Origin of the sequence: Pigmentiphaga soli (assembly GCF_039541095.1) — a bacterium.
GTDB classification, from domain to species: domain Bacteria; phylum Pseudomonadota; class Gammaproteobacteria; order Burkholderiales; family Burkholderiaceae_B; genus Pigmentiphaga; species Pigmentiphaga soli.
The window spans coordinates 1-18,836 of sequence record NZ_BAABFO010000019.1; the positions used below are offsets into that span (position 1 = coordinate 1).

17 protein-coding genes and 1 pseudogene are annotated in these 18,836 nt (G+C 68.2%); 7 read left to right on the forward strand and 11 right to left on the reverse strand.

Features of this window, described 5'->3' with window-relative positions; genetic code table 11:
* Positions 1-259, reverse strand: a pseudogene (locus tag ABD927_RS17615) (preprotein translocase); the annotation flags it as partial.
* A 954-nt stretch (positions 260-1,213) separates the two neighbouring features.
* Positions 1,214-1,954 (reverse strand): ProQ/FinO family protein, encoded by a 741-nt coding sequence (locus ABD927_RS17620; protein ID WP_345251156.1) that lies wholly within the window; start codon positions 1,952-1,954, stop codon positions 1,214-1,216.
* Between the two features lie 227 nt (positions 1,955-2,181).
* Here ABD927_RS17620 and ABD927_RS17625 point away from each other — a divergent pair, with 227 nt between their 5' ends.
* Positions 2,182-2,559 (forward strand): rhodanese-like domain-containing protein, encoded by a 378-nt coding sequence (locus ABD927_RS17625; RefSeq protein WP_345251157.1) that lies wholly within the window; start codon positions 2,182-2,184, stop codon positions 2,557-2,559.
* A gap of 66 nt (positions 2,560-2,625) precedes the next feature.
* Here the strand turns inward: ABD927_RS17625 and ABD927_RS17630 are convergent, their stop codons facing one another.
* The 7 genes from ABD927_RS17630 to ABD927_RS17660 all read right to left on the reverse strand — a co-directional run bounded on the left by ABD927_RS17630 (position 2,626) and on the right by ABD927_RS17660 (position 10,020).
* Positions 2,626-4,113, reverse strand: coding sequence for an MmgE/PrpD family protein (locus ABD927_RS17630; protein ID WP_345251158.1), 1,488 nt, complete (start codon positions 4,111-4,113; stop codon positions 2,626-2,628).
* A 26-nt stretch (positions 4,114-4,139) separates the two neighbouring features.
* Positions 4,140-5,189: a TauD/TfdA family dioxygenase gene (locus ABD927_RS17635; protein WP_345251159.1), complete on the reverse strand. Its 1,050-nt coding sequence runs from the start codon at positions 5,187-5,189 to the stop codon at positions 4,140-4,142.
* Positions 5,190-5,199: 10 nt separating this feature from the next.
* A complete protein-coding gene (locus ABD927_RS17640) occupies positions 5,200-6,180 on the reverse strand; it encodes a Bug family tripartite tricarboxylate transporter substrate binding protein (protein WP_345251160.1) in 981 nt (326 codons plus the stop codon).
* Between the two features lie 47 nt (positions 6,181-6,227).
* Positions 6,228-6,563 (reverse strand): DUF4387 domain-containing protein, encoded by a 336-nt coding sequence (locus ABD927_RS17645; protein ID WP_345251161.1) that lies wholly within the window; start codon positions 6,561-6,563, stop codon positions 6,228-6,230.
* Positions 6,560-7,927: an acyclic terpene utilization AtuA family protein gene (locus ABD927_RS17650; RefSeq protein ID WP_345251162.1), complete on the reverse strand. Its 1,368-nt coding sequence runs from the start codon at positions 7,925-7,927 to the stop codon at positions 6,560-6,562. The genes ABD927_RS17645 and ABD927_RS17650 overlap by 4 nt, the downstream gene beginning before the upstream one ends.
* 39 nt (positions 7,928-7,966) lie before the next feature.
* Entirely contained in the window at positions 7,967-9,142 is a 1,176-nt protein-coding gene (locus ABD927_RS17655) for an acyl-CoA dehydrogenase family protein (protein ID WP_345251163.1), read from the reverse strand.
* A 125-nt stretch (positions 9,143-9,267) separates the two neighbouring features.
* Positions 9,268-10,020 carry an SDR family NAD(P)-dependent oxidoreductase gene (locus ABD927_RS17660; protein ID WP_345251164.1) on the reverse strand — a complete coding sequence of 251 codons (753 nt, stop codon included), beginning with the start codon at positions 10,018-10,020 and terminating at the stop codon, positions 9,268-9,270.
* A gap of 152 nt (positions 10,021-10,172) precedes the next feature.
* Here ABD927_RS17660 and ABD927_RS17665 point away from each other — a divergent pair, with 152 nt between their 5' ends.
* From ABD927_RS17665 to ABD927_RS17675, 3 genes are read left to right on the forward strand one after another with little or no spacing between them, the layout of a single operon-like run.
* A complete protein-coding gene (locus ABD927_RS17665; protein ID WP_345251165.1) occupies positions 10,173-11,225 on the forward strand; it encodes a cyclase family protein in 1,053 nt (350 codons plus the stop codon).
* A gap of 2 nt (positions 11,226-11,227) precedes the next feature.
* A complete protein-coding gene (locus ABD927_RS17670) occupies positions 11,228-12,880 on the forward strand; it encodes an AMP-binding protein (protein ID WP_345251166.1) in 1,653 nt (550 codons plus the stop codon).
* Positions 12,881-12,882: 2 nt separating this feature from the next.
* A complete protein-coding gene (locus ABD927_RS17675; RefSeq protein ID WP_345251167.1) occupies positions 12,883-13,635 on the forward strand; it encodes a GntR family transcriptional regulator in 753 nt (250 codons plus the stop codon).
* Here the strand turns inward: ABD927_RS17675 and ABD927_RS17680 are convergent.
* Complete coding sequence (locus tag ABD927_RS17680) at positions 13,550-14,194, reverse strand: alpha-ketoglutarate-dependent dioxygenase AlkB (protein WP_345251168.1); 645 nt, start codon at positions 14,192-14,194, stop codon at positions 13,550-13,552. The genes ABD927_RS17675 and ABD927_RS17680 overlap by 86 nt on opposite strands.
* Positions 14,195-14,457: 263 nt before the next feature.
* Between ABD927_RS17680 and ABD927_RS17685 the strand changes: the two genes are divergently transcribed.
* From ABD927_RS17685 to ABD927_RS17695, 3 genes are all read left to right on the forward strand, one after another.
* Entirely contained in the window at positions 14,458-15,438 is a 981-nt protein-coding gene (locus ABD927_RS17685; RefSeq protein WP_345251169.1) for a Bug family tripartite tricarboxylate transporter substrate binding protein, read from the forward strand.
* A gap of 2 nt (positions 15,439-15,440) precedes the next feature.
* Entirely contained in the window at positions 15,441-16,856 is a 1,416-nt protein-coding gene (locus ABD927_RS17690; RefSeq protein ID WP_345251170.1) for an aldehyde dehydrogenase family protein, read from the forward strand.
* Between the two features lie 206 nt (positions 16,857-17,062).
* Positions 17,063-18,037, forward strand: a complete 975-nt coding sequence (locus ABD927_RS17695; protein WP_345251171.1) for a Bug family tripartite tricarboxylate transporter substrate binding protein — start codon at positions 17,063-17,065, stop codon at positions 18,035-18,037.
* Here ABD927_RS17695 and ABD927_RS17700 read toward each other — a convergent pair.
* A complete protein-coding gene (locus ABD927_RS17700; RefSeq protein ID WP_345251172.1) occupies positions 18,034-18,759 on the reverse strand; it encodes a GntR family transcriptional regulator in 726 nt (241 codons plus the stop codon). The two genes, ABD927_RS17695 and ABD927_RS17700, sit on opposite strands and share 4 nt — an antisense overlap.
* Between the last annotated feature and the right edge of the window lie 77 nt (positions 18,760-18,836).

The following is an 18,836-nucleotide window of genomic DNA, read 5'->3' on the forward strand; positions in this document are numbered from 1 at the left end:
AATTTACTTCGGCGCGAGCGCCGACAAAGGGGTCAGTTTTCAACCGGCGTTGACATATCGTCCACGAGCGAGGGTCGCCAATCGTGGTTCGGACGGTGAGCCCGTGTAACTTGGCCTGGAATATGTATGCCTTCGCTCCGGCGCCAGTGGCGCGCAGGCCCAGGCCCGGCACCTTGCTGTCCCATAGGAACGCCTGGCTTTTACCGGACGGGCAGGCGAAGCCGTCCACGCGCGAGGCAGTGAAGTTGACCTTGGGCATGACTGAGTGATCCGAGAACGGCTTACATGGATTCCATGTAAGCGCTATGTAACCCGATTATCGGGAAAACGATCACATCAGGTCAATCAAAAAGTCCGCGCTACGTCATGCAATATGCTGTTTTTATAGGAATTTATCGCGTTACATGCATCCGGATCAACATGGATAAACACTGTATCACACGGATTGAAAATCCGCGTGTCGGTGGTTCGATTCCGCCCCAGGCCACCAAGGATTCGATGCCCAGCCCTGAACGCTGGGCATTTTCATTTGTGCATCAGGGGCTTAGGCGAAAAATCTCACCCATAACGTCCCAAGTCGTGCCGTTACATCCCACGTTGGCCCGTACCCCAAGCCGTACTCCAGAATGATTTCGTGAAAACGACCTCTGGGGGTACGGGTAGGTCATCATGGGGCAGCTAACCGAGACGCAAATCGGGGCCGCTAAGCCCGGCTCGAAAGAGTATTTTCTCAACGACGGTGACAACCTGTTCCTGCGGGTAGGCGCGAGCAATTCTGGCTTCGTCGATCCATCAATTGACCGCGCACTCTTCAGCACCCGATAAATGGGTGGCAGGAAGTCCATCCCATGCCGAGTGTCGTCATAGGCGTCGCTGCGCCATATCCACGATCTACCAAGCCAATCCCGGCATAGACGCAGGGCGTCCACCCGCCGCCAGGCCCAGGCGTTGCAGAAAGTCCGGCTCGCCGCGCCTGGGCAGCGAGCCGGACTTGGCACACGGTCAATCCGACGACGGCGCGACCATCGCTTGCAGTTGATCGAGCACGCCGTGGCACGATGGGGATCAGCAAGGCCGCCAATTTACCAGCAGCAGAAGGCCAGGGTTTGCGCGCGGCGCGAAACGAAACCTTGGTCATGCGTTCCGCGATGCCGCATGTCACCGGGCAGACCTGGTGCGGCTCGCCAGTGGCGCGACCTGGCCGCGTTCCGGATCACTCCGGCTTGGCAGTGTCCTCGGCTGGCTCTGTCCGACTCGGCTCAGCGTGAGCCGGCTCAGCGTGGGCCGGTCCGGCCTGTGCCGATTCTGCCTGTACCGGTTCACTCTGTGCCGGTTCGGCCTGGCCCGCAGTCTGCCCGGGCGATTCAGGCGACGGCCCCTGCTGCGCCGCCGCGCCTTTCTCCGCTTGCGCCTTCTGCCTGCGCTGCCGGTGCGCCAGGAAACGGGCATGCGTCGCTTCGGCGGGCGTGACCTTGCCGGCAGGCTCGCCAGCCAGGTCGACGCGCACGGCATCCTTGGTCAGGCACACCCAGTAGCGCTGGACCGAGCACCAGGTGGCCACGGCCTGCTTGATTTCGTCCTGGCTCAGGCGCAGCTTGGAGGCATGCGCGTACAGGTCGTCGATGATGCCGAGCTTCAGCGGCACGCGCGGGGCCGGACGCTTGGGAAACGCCTTGGGGAAATGTTGCTGCAGCCGTCCGATGGCCACCAGCAGCGGGTCGCGCGGCGGTTGCGCCGGCGCATCGGCGGGGCGGGCACGGGCTGCCGGCCGGCCGGGAGGGCGCCCCTTGTTGGCCGGCGGGCCGCTCCGTGCGTCGCGCGCCTTGTCGCCGCCCTTGGCGGGACGCGGATGTTGCTTGGCCTGCTGCCGCCGTTCATCTGCCGCCTGCTTGGCCAGCATGTCGCGCAGCGCGGCGAGTTGTTCGAACCCCATGGTCTTGCCCAGTACCTGCATCGCTCAGTGTAGTCCGCCATTGTATTCACTTCCCATGGCTGCGGATGTCTCACTTCCCGCACTATCTCTGGCAATGGCCTCGAAACCGACAACCACCCGCCTGCGAACGCCGGCTTTTCCGCTCTGGGCTTGCGAGCGCGGGCCTCGTTTGCCAGGATCCCAAGGGATCCCCACATCCGCTATGCTCCACCCCAGCGCACGTTCAGACCCAGCCCAAGGAGCCCTCCATGCCTGCAAACACCGACTACCAGCAACTGGTCGCGGCCGCCCGCTCGCGTATCGACGAGATCACGCCCGAGCAGGCGCGCGAGCGCGCCGCGCAGGGTGCGCAACTGGTGGATATCCGTGATCCGGACGAAGTGGCGGCCAACCCATCCATTTCCGGTTCCGTGCATATCAGCCGCGGCCGGCTCGAGTCGCGTATCGCCGAGGCGGTGCCCGACAAGGACACGCCCGTGGTGTTGTACTGCGCGGGCGGCGGGCGGGGTGCCCTGGCGACCGATACGCTGCGCCAGCTCGGCTATACCAAGGTGGCCAATCTGGCGGGGGGATTGCGCGGCTGGCGCGATGCCTTCGGCAGCGAGCCGTCGGACAAGGCCGGTTGAGCTGCAGTCGAAGCCGTCCGCCGCCGCGAATGGGATGGCGGCGCGCGCGATGCGCCCCGGTGCCGGTCAGCGCCGTTCGCTATCGTCTCGCACGGCCCGTTCCAGCAGCGTAGTCAGTTCGCGGATGTCGCCCAGGCATTCGATGCGGTCGACTTGATCGGCGATTTCGCGGGCCGCCGCGGGGTCGGCGGTCACCGCCGCGCACAGGGCGAATTTCTCCCGCAGCAATTCCCCCGGCAAGGGGGTCTCCGCGGTCCGGCCCGCTCGCTCTTCCACTCGGGCGCGCAGCACCTCGCCATTTCGCATGTGGATCTCCACCGTGGCGCCGGCGTGGTTGTCCTGCGCGAAGTCGTTGTCCGTCGCGTGATCGTAGGCGGCCACCTGCATGCGCGGCAGCAGGTCGCGCACCGCGGGGTCGCGGTAGGCGGCCTGGTCGAAATCCCCCACGCCCACGCGGCCGCTCAGCAAGGCCCGCGCCAGCACGTATTGCAGGCTGAATTTGCAGTCGAGCGGGCTGTCGGGCCGCGGTCGGTTGGTGTGGGCCAGGCGGCGGCTGTGGATCGCGGCGTCGACGCGGACCACGTCATCGGGCGCGGGGCGGTGCGCGCGCACCAGTTGCAGCATCGCGTCGAGCGCGGGATGCGTGCTGGCGCAGCAGGGATACTGCTTGATGCCGATGCCGGGCGAGACGATGTCCCAGGGCGCGCCCCAGGCGGCCAGGGCAGGTTCCATGTCGTAGGTGCCGGGGCCGTTGAATACGTCGAGGAAGCCTTGCCGGTGCTCGAACGCCGACGCCGCGTTGGCGGTGAATCCGAGGCCGGCCAGCCGGGCGGCATAGATGCCGTTGCGGGCGGCGTGGCCCACGTGCAGCGGCTTGGCCATGGTGCCGAAGTTGGCCTTGATGCCGGATGCGAACGAGGCCGCCAGCGCCAGCGCGCGCGCCGTGGCGCCGGCATCCAGGCCCAGCAGCCTGGCGCAGGCCGCCGCCGCGCCGAAGGTGCCGAGCGTGCTGGTGGGGTGCCAGCCCTTGCTGTAGTGATGGAAGTTCACGCCCAGGCCCAGCTTGGCTTCTACCTCGAAGCCGGCGACGTAGGCGGCCACGAAATCCCGGCCGTTGCTGCCCAGCTGCTCGGCCAGCGGGAACAGCGCCGCCAGCAGCGGCGCCGAGGGATGGCCGCCCATGGTGACGCTGCAGTCGTCGAAGTCCAGCACGTGCGAAGCGGTGCCGTTGACCAGCGCGGCGTCGAGCACCGACACCCGGCGCCGCGAGCCGAACAGCAGCGCGGGGCCGGGCTGCAGGTCGAGGCCGGCGGCGCACAGGGCCGTGGCGTCTTCGCGCGCGCCGGCCAGCATCGCGCCTACCGTGTCGAGGATGCCGACGCGGGCCCAGTGCACGGCTTCCGACGGCAGGTCGCCGTAGCGCAGGGCGGCCACGCGGTCGGCAAGTTGGCCGGCAATCCCGGCCTGGGCGGCTTGCGCGGCCGTTTGGCCGGGGGCCTGAGCGGACGGCCGAGCGGTTGCCTGACCGGATGCCGGGTCGATTGCTGCTCCCATTTTCGGATCTCCTGGCGTGGCGCGCATCAATCGGGATTGACGGTCTCGTAGGTATGTTCCGACACCCGCGAAGGAAACCCGCCCCGGAAGGCGCCCGCGCGCGTGTCGCGGAAAATGGCCTTCATTCCGTCGTCCAGCGGCCGGCTGTTCGGCACCGCCAGCCACAGGCGCAGCAGGTGGCGCTTGCGCTCCGGTTCGGGGAAGTCTTCGAACTCGGTGCGCGCGTGCATGGTGACGTGGTTGTTCAAGAACTGCACGTCGCCGGATTCGAATTTCATCTCGCGGCAGAAGCGGCGGTCGTTGGCCATGTCGAACACCAGGTTGATCGCTTCCTCCTGCTTCGCCGTCAGCCGCGGCACATCGGGGAATTCCTGGGCGGCGCGGATGTGCGAGCGGATGAAGCGCGAGCTGAAGCGGCCGCCCGCGCTCGAATAGACCGGCATGGTGTAGTAGGGCAGCTCGCCGGGCTCTTCCTGCCCCTTCCAGCTCCAGTGGAAGGGCTGGTAGAGCACTTCCAGCAGGTCGGGGCGGGTCCGCTTGATCTCGTCGTGAACGGCGAGCGAGCTGCAGAACATGCTGACGCCGCCGCGCATGGCGGTCTGGATCACGAACAGGCCGACGACGTCGCTGGTATCGGTGTGGAAGCCCAGGTGCTGGCGCGAGACGTAGCCGCGGCCCTTGGCGGAGTTGAAGTCGCTGTTGAAGTTCTTGACGTCGCCCAGCAGGTCGCCGCGCCGGCTTTGCGAAACGGCCCGGCCCATGTTCAGGCCGATGCCCCAGTACATCAGCCGCAGGTCTTCCTTGGAGTAGCGTTCGGTGGGGATGCCTCGCAGCACGTACACGCCGCGGCCGTTCTCCAGCCTGTCCAGCAGCCTGGCCAGGGTCGGCCTCATCGCGTCGAGCGGAAAGTCTTCCTTCACCATCGTGGCGCAGGAGCCGTGCCTGGCCTTGGTCGTGCGCAGGGCCCGGTCGAGGTCGGCCGTCTCGGCGTCGGACAATCGATGGATCCATTGCGCGGTGTCGTCCAGGTCGGACGCCGTCCAGTTGGCAAGGCGATCCGCCGCGTAGTCGTTCATTGTGTTCTCCTCAGTTGACGCGTGCGCCCGATATGCGGACCGCTTGCGCCCAGTGCCCGATTTCGGAATGCAAATAGTTCTTCAGGTCTTCGGCGCTGCCGCCCTGCGGCTTGCCGCCGTCGACCAGGAACAGTTGTTCCATGGAAGGGTCGCGCAGTACCTTGTTGACGGCGGCGTTCATCCGGTTCACCAGGTCGGCGGGCATGCCGGCCGGGCCGAGCAGCGCCGACCAGGCGCTGATGTCGTAATCCTTGACGCCCTGTTCCATGAAGGTGGGAACGTCCGGCATGGCCGGCGAGCGGGCGGCGCTGGTGACGCCGATCAGGCGCACCTTGCCCGCCCGCCCCAGCGGCAAAACGGAAGCCGCCGACACGATGGCCAGCTGGATGTGGCTGGCGACCATGTCGGTCAGCATGGCGGCCGTGCCTTTGTAGGGCACGTGCACCATCTTCAGCCCGGTGGCCCTGGCCAGCAGTTCGGTGGCGATGTGTCCGGTCGAGCCGGCGCCGTCGGAGCCGTAGTTGAGCTTGCCGGGCCGCGCCTTGGCGTAGGCGATGAATTCGGCCACGTTGTGGATGGGCAGCTTGGGGTCCACGGCCAGGAACAACGGGCTCTTGGACAGCAGCACGATGGGCGCGAGGTCTTTCTCCGAATCGTAGGGCAGGTCCTGGTAGAGGGCCGGGTTGATGGCCAGCGCGCTGCCCGAGGCCACGGTCAGCGTGCGGCCGTCGGCCGGCGACGAGCGCACCGCCTGCATGGCGATGATGCCGTGGCCGCCGGGGCGGTTGTCCACCACGAACGGCCGGTCCAGCAGGGCGGACAGGCGCTCGGTGACCTTGCGTGCCGTGTTGTCGGTGGTGGTGCCGGCCGCCGTGCCGAGTATGACGCGTACCGCGCCGGCGGGGTATTCCTGTGCGTGTGCGGCGGTCGTCGCGACACTCGCGGCGAGTGCGCAGACGCCCAGGCAATGCGCGATGCGATCGAATTTCATGGAAGTCTCCTCGTTTTTCTATTGCTTGTCGTCGTGGGCGCGGCAGGCTAATCGGCCGGCCAGGGAATGGCGATGGACTGCAGGGGCACGTGCATCTGCGCGGCATGCATGTCGGTCTCGCCGATGCTGCCCTGCGGCCGCGGCCGCGGGATCGTTACCTTGATGGCGTTGATCGGTTCGAAGAAACCGAAGGTCCCGATCGTGTCTTCCGGGATGCGGTACAGCGCGGCGAACATGGATTTGGTGAACGCGCCGGACTCGCGCACCCGTTCGAAGTCTTCGCGGTTCCTGAAGATGATGTCGAAGGTCACTTCGAAAGGGCCGGAATTCTTGCTGCGGATGACCTTGGCGATGTCCTTGAGCGGCTTGTCGATGGTTTTCATCCGAGCTCCACGTAGCGGATGGGAAAGGGCGCGACCGGATCCCGCACCGCCATCAGGTGGTAGACGTTGAATTCGCACACCGGGCCCAGCGGGATCTCCAGCGGGGTGAAGGGATGGGCCAGGTTGCCGGCCGTCGCCAGCCGGCCGGGGTAGGGCGCATGCAGCAGCGAGCTGCGCAGCCGCCCGCAAATGGCGGTGGCGAGGTCCTGGGTCGTCGCGGCCACTTCGACGATGATGCACAGCTCGTGGGATACGCGGTCCACCAGCGGCTCCAGCGGCCCCATCACGCCGTTCCTGCCGTAGATGTGGGGAATGACCTGGTAGCTGTCGGCGGGAACGTCGGGAAAGCTGGCCCGGACCGCCGCCATCACGCGCTCCAGCGTGCCGTCCAGTTCGGCGATGAAGATGGGGTCGCGCGCGCCGGCGATGAAGATGGTGCGAAAGCCCACCTGCTTGGCGCCTTCGAGCTTGACCGTATAGGCGGGCGCGGGGCGGAACACGGCGCCGCTGGCGCGCACCCGGCGGTCGGTCACCTGTTCGTAGGCGCAGTGGGACAGATCCAGCGTGCCGCCGGGGCCCGCCAGTTCGAAGGGATGCGATTTCTCGTACAGCGTGTGGGCGGCCACCGAGCTGGTGGTGCAGCGTTCCGCGGGATTGACGGGCTCCAGTTCGAAATGCTCGTGGCGCAGCACGCCCATGATGTTGCGGCCGTTGGGCTCGGCGCACAGCGCGCCGCATTCCATGATCTTGCCCATGTGCCAGGCCAGCGCAGGCGGGAAGCCGTGCAGCATGCCGAGCGCGGCGATGGGAACGGGATCGTAGGCGCGGCCGCTGACGATCACGTCCAGGTCCGGGCGTTCCTGCATGGCCTTGATGAAAGGCTCGGCGCCCATTTGCGCCACGATGTTGGTGGCGGCGTCGATCTCGGCCGCGCGCAGGGGCGGGACGGGGCCGAGCGGGGCGATGCGCCCGGCCTCGAGGGCGGCGTGGATGGCGGGCTTGGGGATGTCGGCGTAGATGGCCGCGCAGCGCAGGCGCCAGCCTCGCTCGCGGGCGATCTCGTCGATGATGTCGAGGAACAGGTCGGTGTGCGCGTTGGTGCCGTCGCCACCGGCCGACGATACCAGTACCGGCGCGCCGGCCTGCCGGCCGCCTTCCAGCATCAGCGCCAGATCGGAACGGTAGGCGGCGCGCGAGCAGGTCATCGCGCCCATGCCGAGTTTCTGCGGACCGCTGTCGGTGGAGCCGGCATCCGCGCAGATGGCGTCGGGCCCCCAGGCGATGCCCTGGCGAAAGAATTCCCGCGGTATGCCGTAGCCGAGCATGCCGATGGGCGTGAGTATTTTCAGCTGGTCTTTATTCACTTGCCGCTTCCTCGAACCCGCGTGGCCGCTATGGCCGCGCTAGGACTTCAACAGTTCCCGCGCGATGATCACTTTCTGCACTTCGGTGGCCCCCTCGTAGATGCGCAGCGCGCGCACGTCGCGATAGAGCTGTTCGATGCGGCTGCCCGCCACCAGCCCGGCGGCGCCGAACATCTGCTGCGCGCGGTCGATCACCTGCTGGGCCGACTCGGTGGCCGTCATCTTGGCCATCGCCGCTTCGCGCGTGGTGCGGGCCGGGCCGGTGTCGCGCCGCCATGCCGCACGGTAGGTCAGCAGCGCCGAGGCGTCGATGGCGGTGGCCATGTCGGCCAGGCCGGCCTGCGTGAGCTGCAGGTCGGCCAGCGAGCCGCCGAACATGGCGCGCTGGCGGACGTGTTCCAGCGCCAGGCCGAGCGCGGCCTTGGCCATGCCGAGGGCGGCCGCGGCCACCGAGGCGCGGAAGATGTCCAGCGTCTGCATGGCCAGCTTGAAGCCCTGGTCGGGTTCGCCCAGCAGCCGGTCGGCCGGGACGCGGCAGCCGGAGAACGTGAGCGTGGCCAGCGGATGCGGCGCCAGCAGGGGGATGGGCGCGGAGACGTCCAGGCCGGGCGTGCCGGCATCGACCAGGAAGGCGCTGATGCCGCGCGAACCGGGGGCTTCGCCGGTGCGGGCGAAGACGCAATAGAAATCGGCGATGCCGGCGTTGGAGATCCAGGTCTTCTGGCCGTCGAGCACGTAGGCGTCGCCGTCGCGGCGCGCGCAACAGGCCAGGGCGGCAACGTCGGACCCGGCGCCGGGTTCCGACAGCGCGAAGGCGGCAATCGCCTGGCCGGTGGCGACGCGCGGCAGGTATTGCCGCCGCTGCGCGTCGCTGCCGGCCAGCGAGATGGGCGCGCTGCCCAGCCCTTGCATGGCGAAGGCGAAGTCGGCCAGGCAATCGTGGCGGGCCAGCGTTTCGCGCAGGATGCACAGCGTGCGCGAATCCAGCGCCGGCAGCGCGCCGCCCCAGGCCCCGCCGGGGCCGGCCGGCACGCCGTGGCGCAGCCAGCCGGCCTCGCCCAGGGCGCGCACCAGCCGGCGGCAGGTGTGGCCGACGTCGTCCTGCGCGTGGCCGCCGATCGGCAGCGACGCGCTGCACCACGCTTCCAGCTCATGGAACAGCGCGACGTGCTGCGGTTGCAGGAAGGGCCAGTCGAGCCAGGCGGTGTCGGCCATGTCAGTGTTCCACGGCACGGCGCATGCATTGCGGCGCCCTGTGCAGGGCACCGCGGATCCGGCTTCGCCGGTCCGCCGGTGCCGCCCCTTGCGGGGCGCGCGAAGCGCGCAGGGGTGGGTTCATCTCAATTGCCCGTCGCGCCGATGGTCAGGCCGCCGCACACATTGATCACCTGACCAGTGACGTAGCCGGCCAGCGGATCCAGCAGCATGGCGACCACATGCGCGATTTCGTCCGGGCGGCCCATGCGCCCGACCGGGATGGCCGATTCCAGCCGGGAGCGCGCCTCGCCCGCGGGATTGGAGCGGTCGAAGAATTCGGTGGCGACCGGCCCGGGCGAGACGGTGTTGACGGTGATGCCGTGCGGCGCCAGTTCGAGCGCCCAGGTGCGCGACATGCCGGCCAGCGCGGCCTTGGAGCCGCCGTAGGCGGTGCGCCCCGGCTTGCCCAGCGCGGCGCGGCTGCCTATGTTGACGATGCGCCCATGGCGCGCCGCCTTCATCCCGGGCAACAGGCCCTGCACCAGCAGCAGGGGCGCCACGACGTTGATGGCCATCGTCCGCTGCAGGAGGTCGGGCGACATCGCCTCGACGTCGGCCAGCTCCACCATTCCGGCGTTGTTGACGAGCAGCAGCACCTGGCGTTCGGCCGCCAGTTCGCCCACGGCCTGCCGCGCCTGTTCCGCCACGGCGAGGTCAACGCTGCGGAAGGTTTCCCCCGGCAGCATCTGCTCGGGCGGGGTGCGGCTGAAGTTGACCACCTGGTGGCCGTCGCGCAGCAGCCGGGCGACGATGGCGCGGCCTATGCCGCGGCTGCCACCCGTCACGAGGGCGGTGGTTCCGTTTTTTGCGTTTTCACGGACGCTGGTATGGGCCATGCGCGCTTCCTGTCTCCCGCCCCGTGGCGATGTCGTTGTGATGGATGTTGATGCCGCGCCTGCATAACTACCTAACCGCATAAGTACTTAAATACGTACTTTCGTAGTATCGTACCAATGTGCCCGACGATAAACAAGGAGGAGACGCGATAATGAATAAACGATGGAAGCGCAGGCCGGAGGGATCGACATGGGGAGACTTCGGTCCGGAAGACGAACTGGGCCGGCTCAACCTGTTGACCGAGGAAAAAGTCCTGCAGGCGGTGCGTGAAGTGCGCGCAGGCAAGGTCTTCTGCCTGTCCCTGCCGCTGGACCTGCCGGGCGGCAACGTGCTGAACCCGCGCCGCCATCCTCCCATCCTGCGGCCGACCTTCCGCGACGGCACGCCCTATATGAACTTCGCCTTCGATCGCCTGCAGCAGTCGGCGGTCGACGTGCTGTCCGACGACCAGGTCACGCTCAGCATGCAGTATTCGACCCAGTGGGACGGCCTGTGCCACATGGGCGCCCAGTTCGACACGCAGGGCGACGGCCTGCCGCGCCGGGTGTACTACAACGGCTATGCCGCCGGCGTCGACGTGCTGGGCGGCGAGGGCTTCCAGGAAGGCGACGCGCAGCGGGATCGCTGCTGCCCGCCGGGCCGCTCCTACGCCCGCAAGCTCAGCGTGAGCCGCTACGCGGAGAAGGGCATGCAGGGGCGCGGCGTGCTGGTGGACCTGGCGCGCCATTTCGGCCCGGGCCGCATCCGGGTGGGATACGAAGGCTTGCAGGCCGCCATGCGCGAAGCCAGCGTGGCGGTCGAGCCGGGCGACATGCTGGTCCTGCGCACCGGCTTTGCCGAAGCGGTGGTGGCCATGGGCGGGCAGCCGGACGGCCATGCGCTGGAGGCGGCCGGCGCCGTGCTGGACGGTTCCGACCCCGCCTTGCTGGATTGGATCGCCGAGTCCGGCGTGGCGGCGATCTGCGCCGACAACTACGCCGTGGAAGCCTATCCCGCCGGCACTTCGGGGCCCGGCCATTCGGTGCTGCCGCTGCACCACCATTGCCTGTTCAAGCTCGGCGTGCCGCTGGCCGAGCTCTGGTACCTGAAAGACCTGGCGGACTGGCTGCACGAGCACGGGCGCAGCCGCTTCCTGCTGACGGCGCCGCCGCTGCGCCTGCCCGGCGCGGTCGGTTCGCCGGTCACTCCCATTGCCACGGTGTAGCCATGCAGCCATCCTCGCAGCAGACATTCGCGCAGCGCCTGGCCCACCATGCCCGCAGCAGGCCGGGGGCGGCGCTGGTGATCGACCGCGATCACGCCATCTCCGCCGGCCGGTTGCAGCAGGAGGCCGCCGCGCTGGCGGCAGGGCTTGCCGGTGTGGGCGTGGGCGCGGGCGACCGGGTCGCCATCTGGCTGCCCAATTGCGCCGCCTGGATCACATCCTTCCTGGCCTGCGCCCATCTGGGCGCGCTGGTGCTGGCGGTCAACACCCGCTTCCGCTCGGTCGAGCTGGCCGACATCATCGATCGCGGCCGCGCCGACTGGCTGGTGCTGTGGCCGGACTTCAAGGGCATCGATTTCGAAGGCATCTTCAACGACGTGGCCGGCGAGCGCATGGGAAGGCTGCGCGGCATCGTGGCCGTGCGCGAAGGATCGACGGCGCCGGCGGCCGCTCCGGCCGCGGATGCCTGGCGCGGCCTGCCGGTGCACGACTACCGCCGCCTGCTGGCGACGTCCGCATCCCCTCCGGCCGCGGCGCCGGATGGGCCGGTCCTGTGCTTCACCACCTCGGGCACCACCTCCCTGCCCAAGTTCGTGGTGCACGACCAGGCCACCCTGCTGCGGCACGGCGATGCCGTCGCCCAGGCCTGCGGGTACGACGGCGACAGCCGGGTGCTGGCCGCGGCCCCGTTCTGCGGCGCTTTCGGCTTCGCCACGCTGGTCGGAGCGTTCGCCTACGGCGCGCCCATCGTCTGCGAGCCGGTGTTCGGCGCGCAGGCCTCGGCCGCCGCGGTGCGCCGGCATCGCGTCACGCATACCTTCGCCAACAACGAAGCGCTGGTGGGCATCATGCGCGCCGCAGCGCCGGGCGACCTCGCCTCGGCGCGACTGTTCGGCTTCGCCAGCTTCGCCCCCGGCATGGACGAGCTGCACACGCTGGCGCGGGACGCCGGCGTCGCGCTCGCGGGGCTGTACGGATCCAGCGAACTGCAGGCCCTGGCTGCCATCCAGCCGCGCGCCACTCCCGCCGCCGGCAGCCCGGCCCAATGCCTGCCGGGCGGCATGCTGGTCCACCCGGCGGCGCGCGTGCGGGCGCGCGATCCGGAATCCGGCGAGCTGCTGGCCACGGGGCAATCCGGAGAACTCGAGATCCGTTCCCCCAGCCTGATGCAGGGCTACCTGGACGATCCGCAGGCCACCGCCAAGGCCTGTGACGAAGACGGCTATTTCAGGACCGGCGACCTCGGCTACGCGCTGAACGACCGCCAGTTCGTGTTCCAGGCGCGCATGGGCGATTCGCTGCGGCTGTCCGGCTTCCTGGTGAACCCGGCCGAGATCGAGCGGGTGGTGGAGGCGCTGCCCGGGGTGCGGGCCTGCCAGGTGGTGGGCGCCGTCCACGACGGCAAGACGGTTCCCTATGCGTTCGTGCTGCTGCATGCCTCGGCGCGGCCCGATGCGCAAGGCTGGCGCGCCGCGTGCCGCAAGGCGATGGCGGGATTCAAGGTGCCCGTGGCGTTCACCGTGCTCGATGAATTCCCGTCGGTGCAGAGCGCCAACTCGGTGAAGATACAGAGGTATAAACTGCGGGAAATGGCCGAACGGCTGCTGGCCGAGCCGCATGCATCCGTCGATCCGAAACCCCTCCCGCTTTCCTGACCGTGTCGCCCAAGCTTTTTTCCCGCAGTCCGCAGCCGCTGTACCTGCAGGCCGCGGCGATCTTCCGCGCCAACATCCATAACCGCCATTGGCTGCCGGGCCAGCGCATTCCGCCGCTGGAATCGCTGATGGAGACCTACGGCATCTCGCGCGCCACGCTGCGGCAGGCGCTGGGATTGCTGGAGGCCGACGCGCTGATCCACCGCTCGCGCGGCGCCGGCACTTTCGTCAGCAAGGCGCTGCCGGCGCGGCCCACCCTGCTGATACCCAAGACCTGGGCCGAAACGGTGGAGCTGAGCAACCAGCTCGGCACCGTATCGCTGGTGCAGTCCGATGCCGACGTGCCGCTGCCCGAGGTGCTGGGCATGGAATGCCGCGCGCGGCGCGACGGCCGGTTCCAGTTCCTGTGCCGGGTCCATACGACCGAGGCCGGCCCCTTCTGCTACAGCGAGGTCTACGTGGACAGCGGCCTGTTCCGCAAGCATCGCGCGCGCATGCAGAAAGAAACGGTGGCGCCCGTGCTGGACCAGTACTACGGTTCGCAACTGACGCAGGCACACCAGGTACTGAACATCATCCAGGCCGGCAAGGAATCCGCCGAGGCGCTGCAGATTCCGGTGTCGTCGCCGGTGGCCGAGATACGGCGCTTCGCCTGCCTGGAGGACCGGGTCATCTACTACGCTCGCCTGGAGTTTCCGTTTCACAACATGAGCATGCAGTTCGATCTGCTGGGCGAACGCAAGTGCGGAAAGTGATGGACCAGCGCAGCGCCCCGGTGGGCGCCACGCTGTGCTGCCAGGCCCACCGGGCCGGCCCCTGCAGGCGGTAGATCGAGCGCGGCGCGACGGCTACGCGCACTACGTCGGCCTTCTTCGGCGCCACCGGCGGGTAGGGGCGGAAACGCAGGATGGCTTCGCTGCCCAGCGAGATGCCGACCACGTCTTCGAACTGCGGCACGTCGCGGTGCCAGCCGAGCGGCGTGCCGGGCGCGTATTCGGCCACCAGCGCGTGCACCAGGGCCTCGGGCGGCACCCCGAGCCAGGCGGCGGCGCGGTCGCGCAGGCCATGCAATTCGGGTATCAGCTCGGCCGTGGGCTGCAGGCGGTTGGCGTCGTAGTCGAAACTGCCGCCGTAGCTCACCACGCGGCGGCGCGCGGTATATGCCTTGTAGCGGGCCGCCGCGAACGGCAGCGTCCGCACGAGCGCGAGCAGCCCGGCTTCGTCGGCCGGCGACAGGAAGCCGGGTTGGTAGACGAAGCCTGCGGGCAGCCGCGACGGCGGCGGAACGAGGTCGAACAGGGAAGCCTGCTGCATATGGCCAGCGTAGCGCAGACCGGCCCTGCGGCGCCAACCTTTCACGCTTTGAAAAGTAGAAAAATTCGCGTTGAAACGCGGCGATTCCCGGCGCATTCTCCGTCCCGGAGACAGCACCCCAACGAGGCTCTCCGCGCATGCGCCGCCGGCTTGCTCGGCCGGGCCGCGCGTCTGCCCTATTTCATTCGTTGAAAAGTACAAGACATCAATTGTCCGTGCCGCCATCTCTGGGGAAACGGTAACGGCAATATCTGGAGACAACGATGAAACGCACCGCATTTCCTCGCGCATTCGCCTGCGCGGCCGGATTGTTCCTGGCGCTGCAGGGCGCCGCGCATGCGCAAAGCGACTGGCCCAACAAGATGGTCCGCGTCGTCCTGCCGTTCGCGCCGGGCGGCAGCTCGGATCTCGTGGGGCGCCAGGTGGCGCAGCACCTGAGCACGCACTATGGGCAGCAGTTCGTCGCCGAGAACCGCGCCGGCGCCGGCGGCAACATCGGCGTCGATTTCGTGGCCAAGGCCGCGCCCGACGGCTACACGCTGGGGATAGCGACGTCGGGCCCGCTGGCGAACAACAAGTCGCTGTACAACCCGATGCCGTTCGATCCCGAGAAAGACCTGGCGCCAATCGCCCTGGTGGGCGAGATCCCGCTGGTGATCGCCGTCAATCCGTCGGTGAAGGCCTCGAACCTGAGCGAGTTCGTCGCGCTGAGCAAGTCCTCCACGAACGCCTTGACCGTTTCCAATCCGGGCAACGGCACCATCGGGCACCTGGCCACCGAATACCTGCGCATCAATACCGGCGCCAAGCTGCAGCCCGTTCCGTACAAGGGCGATACGCCGGCGATGGCCGATGCGATGAGCGGCACCGTGAACGCCGTGGTGGCGCCGGTGACCTCGCTGATTCCCAACATCCAGGCCCACAAGCTGAAGGCGCTGGCGGTCACGTCGAAGACCCGGTTTCCGGGCCTGCCCGACGTGCCCACGGCCAACGAGCAGGGCGTCAAGCTGGAGGCCACCGTCTGGAGCGCGATGGTGGGGCCGGCCGGGCTGCCGCAGGCCATCGTTGCGTCGCTGAACCAGGAGATCAACAAGTACACCGGCTCTTCCGAAGGCAAGGCCAAGCTGACCCAGCTGGGGATGGTGCCGCTGGCCGGCACGCCGGCCCAGCTCAGCGAACTGATGGCGGCCGAGGCGGCGAAGTGGGAAAAGATCGTCAAGTCCGCCAAGATCTCGGCCGAGTGAACATGGACCGTCTGCAGTTCTACATCGATGGCGCGTGGGTGGATCCGGCCGTGCCGGCCACCCTGGGCGTCGTCAATCCCGCCACGGAAGAAACTTTCGCGCGGATCAGCCTTGGGTCGGCGCAGGACGTGGACCGGGCCGCCAAGGCCGCGCGGCGCGCCTTCGCCGCCTATTCCGCGACCAGCGTCGAGCAGCGCCTGGACTGGCTGGGGAAGATCATCGAGGGCTTCCGGGCGCGGCTGCCGGAACTGGCGCGCACGATGACGCTGGAGATGGGCGCGCCCATCACCTTCTCGACCGAGCGCCAGGCCACCGTGGCGCTCTTCCATTTCGAGGAAGCGGCGCGCGTGCTGGCGAGCTATCCGTTCGAGCAGCGGATGGGCAACGGCATCGTGCGCCGCGAGCCGATCGGCGTATGCGGGCTGATCACGCCGTGGAACTGGCCGCTGAACCAGGTGGCTTCCAAGGTCGCGCCGGCGCTCGCGACGGGTTGCACCGTCGTGTTGAAGCCGAGCGAGATCGCGCCGCTCAGCTCGATGCTGTTCGCCGAGATCGTCCATGATGCGGGCCTGCCGCCGGGCGTGTTCAATCTGGTCAACGGCGACGGGCCCACGGTGGGCGAGGCGATCGCCGCGCATCCCGGGATCGACATGGTGTCGTTCACCGGCTCGACCGCGGCGGGCGTGCGGGTGGCCAAGCTGGCGGCCGACACGGTCAAGCGCGTGGCGCAGGAACTGGGCGGCAAATCCGCCAACATCATCCTGCCGGATGCCGACCTGAGGGCCGCGGTGATCGCTGGCGTGCACGCCTGCTATACGAACGGCGGCCAGAACTGCCAGTCGCCCACCCGCATGCTGATTCCCCGCGCGCAGCGCGAGGCGGCTTTCGCGGCCGCGCGCGAGGCGGTCGGCGCCATCCGGCTGGGCGATCCGCTCGACCCGGCCACCACCATGGGCCCGCTGGTCAGCCCGGCGCAGTTCGAGAAGGTCCAGGCCCTCATCCAGTCGGGCATCGACGAGGGCGCGACCCTGGTGGCCGGCGGCGCCGGGCGTCCGGCGGAGGCGGGCCGCGGCTACTATGTGCGCCCCACGGTGTTCGGCGACGTGACGCGCGGCATGCGGATCGCCCGCGAGGAGATCTTCGGTCCGGTACTGTCGATCATGAGCTACGACTCCGAGGACGAGGCGATAGCGATCGCCAACGACACGCCGTTCGGGCTGGCGGGCTTCGTGCAGTCCAGGGACCGCGAACGCGCACGCGCCGTGGCCAATGCCATCCGGGCCGGGCGCGTCTACCTCAACGGCGCCGCCTTCGACCGCAGCCTGCCGTTCGGCGGCTACAAGCAGTCCGGCAATGGGCGCGAATTCGGCGTCTTCGGATTCGAGGAATACCTCGAAGTGAAGGCGATACTCGGCTAGGCCGTTCCCCCGGGGGCGGCCCGCCGCGCGCAGCACGTCCTGCGCATCGCGTTCGGCGCATCACACTTTCGCGAATGCCACCATCGCCCACGCGGGCTAGCAGCCTGCGTGGGCGATGGCTTTTTGCGCATCGAAATCAAGTGTTGCCTTGGATGATATATCGTATATCATATTTGAACAATCATAAGACAACCCAAGGAGACACGATGTTGACCAGACGTTCGTTCATGGTCGCGGGAGGAGTCGCGACCCTTTTCTCGCGCGCCGGGCGCGCCCAGCAAGCGTGGCCCACGGGGCCGATCAAGGTGGTGGTGCCGTTCGCCCCCGGGGGCGGCAACGACAACTTCGGCCGCCTCGTCGCCAAGCAGCTGCAGGACAGGCTGGGCGTCTCGGCCTATGTGGAGAACCGGGCCGGCGCCAACGGCATCATCGGCCTCGATTCGGTCCACCGTTCCAGGCCTGACGGCTATAGCATCGCCACGGCCACCACCGGGCCGCTCGACGTCAACCCCTGGACCACCAAGGAGCTGCCCTACGATCCGGCCAAGGACTTCACCTACCTGGCCAATATGGTGAAGTTCCCGCTATTCCTCTGTGTGGGGCCCCAGCTGGGAGTGAAGTCCCTGCGGGAGTTCCTGGCCAGGGCGAAGTCCGGCGGCCGTCCGCTTACCTACAGCTCGGCGGGCATCGGCAATTCCACCCATCTGGCGGGCGAGGTGCTGGCCAATATGACGGGCACGGAATTGATGCACGTTCCCTACAAAGGGGCCGGCCCGGCCATGGTCGGGGTCATCGGGGGCGAGGTGGATTTCACCTTCGGCTCGGGGCCGTCGGCGCTTTCCTTCGTCAAGGCCGGCAAGGTGCTCAACCTGGGCGTGACCGATTCGCGTCGGGTGCCCGACATGCCGGAACTCAAGACCATCGCCGAGCAAGGGGTGCCGGGCTACGAGGTGACGTCCTGGGGCGGCATCGTGGCGCCCGCCGGCCTGGCGGCGGACGCCCGGAGCCGGCTGGACGCGGTGCTGAAGGAAATGATGGACGACAACGAGTTCAAGAAACAGCTGATGGACCAGGGCATGGTCCCCAGCTACATGCCCGGCCCGCAGTTCGAGGCCTACGTCGGCCGCGAGCGCACCCGGTGGGGCGAACTCAACCGCAAATTGAACATCAGGACGGATTAAGCTTCCCGCGCGCTTCGCGCCACGGCGCGTTTGCGGGCGGGCTTGGGCGGGGGCGGGGCTTGCGCCTGCGCGGCGTCGGCCTGGAGGATCTTGAGGATTTCCCGCACCGGGCGCGCCAGGTGTTCGCGCACGATCAGGCGGATGCCGTCGGCGTCCCGGTTCACCATGCATTCGAGCATTTCGTAATGCTCGCTTTGCGTCATGGCAAGCATGGGCGGCGAGCTGAGATAGAGCTTGACGTAGGCCCGCATCTGGCCGCGGTACACCTCGATCAGCTTCTTGATGCGGGGCAGGTTGGCGAGCTGCAGGACTTCGTTGTGGAAGTTGTGGTGCAGCCGGTACCACTCGGGCGTGTTGGTTTTCTTGTCCATTTGCTGCAGGATGCGCTCCAGGCCGCCGAGCTCGGCGCGCGCGCGCCAGCGCTGCGTTGCCTCTGCCGCCGCCGTCTCTTCCAGCGGCGCGCGGATCAGGAAGATCTCCCGCACGTCTTCCGGCGTCAGCATCTTCACCACGGCGCCGCGGTTATGGTGGATTTCGATCAAGCCTTCCGCTTCCAGGTTGCGCAAGGCCTCGCGCACGGGCAGGTGGCTGATCTCGAATTCCTTGGCAATGTCCGCGATGTTGAGCTTGGCGCCGGGCTTGCGTTTGCCTTCGTAGATTTGCTCGCGCAGATGCTCCAGGACGATCTGGGTCAGGCTCTTGTAGGTGTGGGCTTGCTGCATGTTTGCAAAGGATAAGCGGCGGATGGCCATCCACCGGCGCGGTCATTGCGCAATTTGACCACGGCCCGCGATCCAGG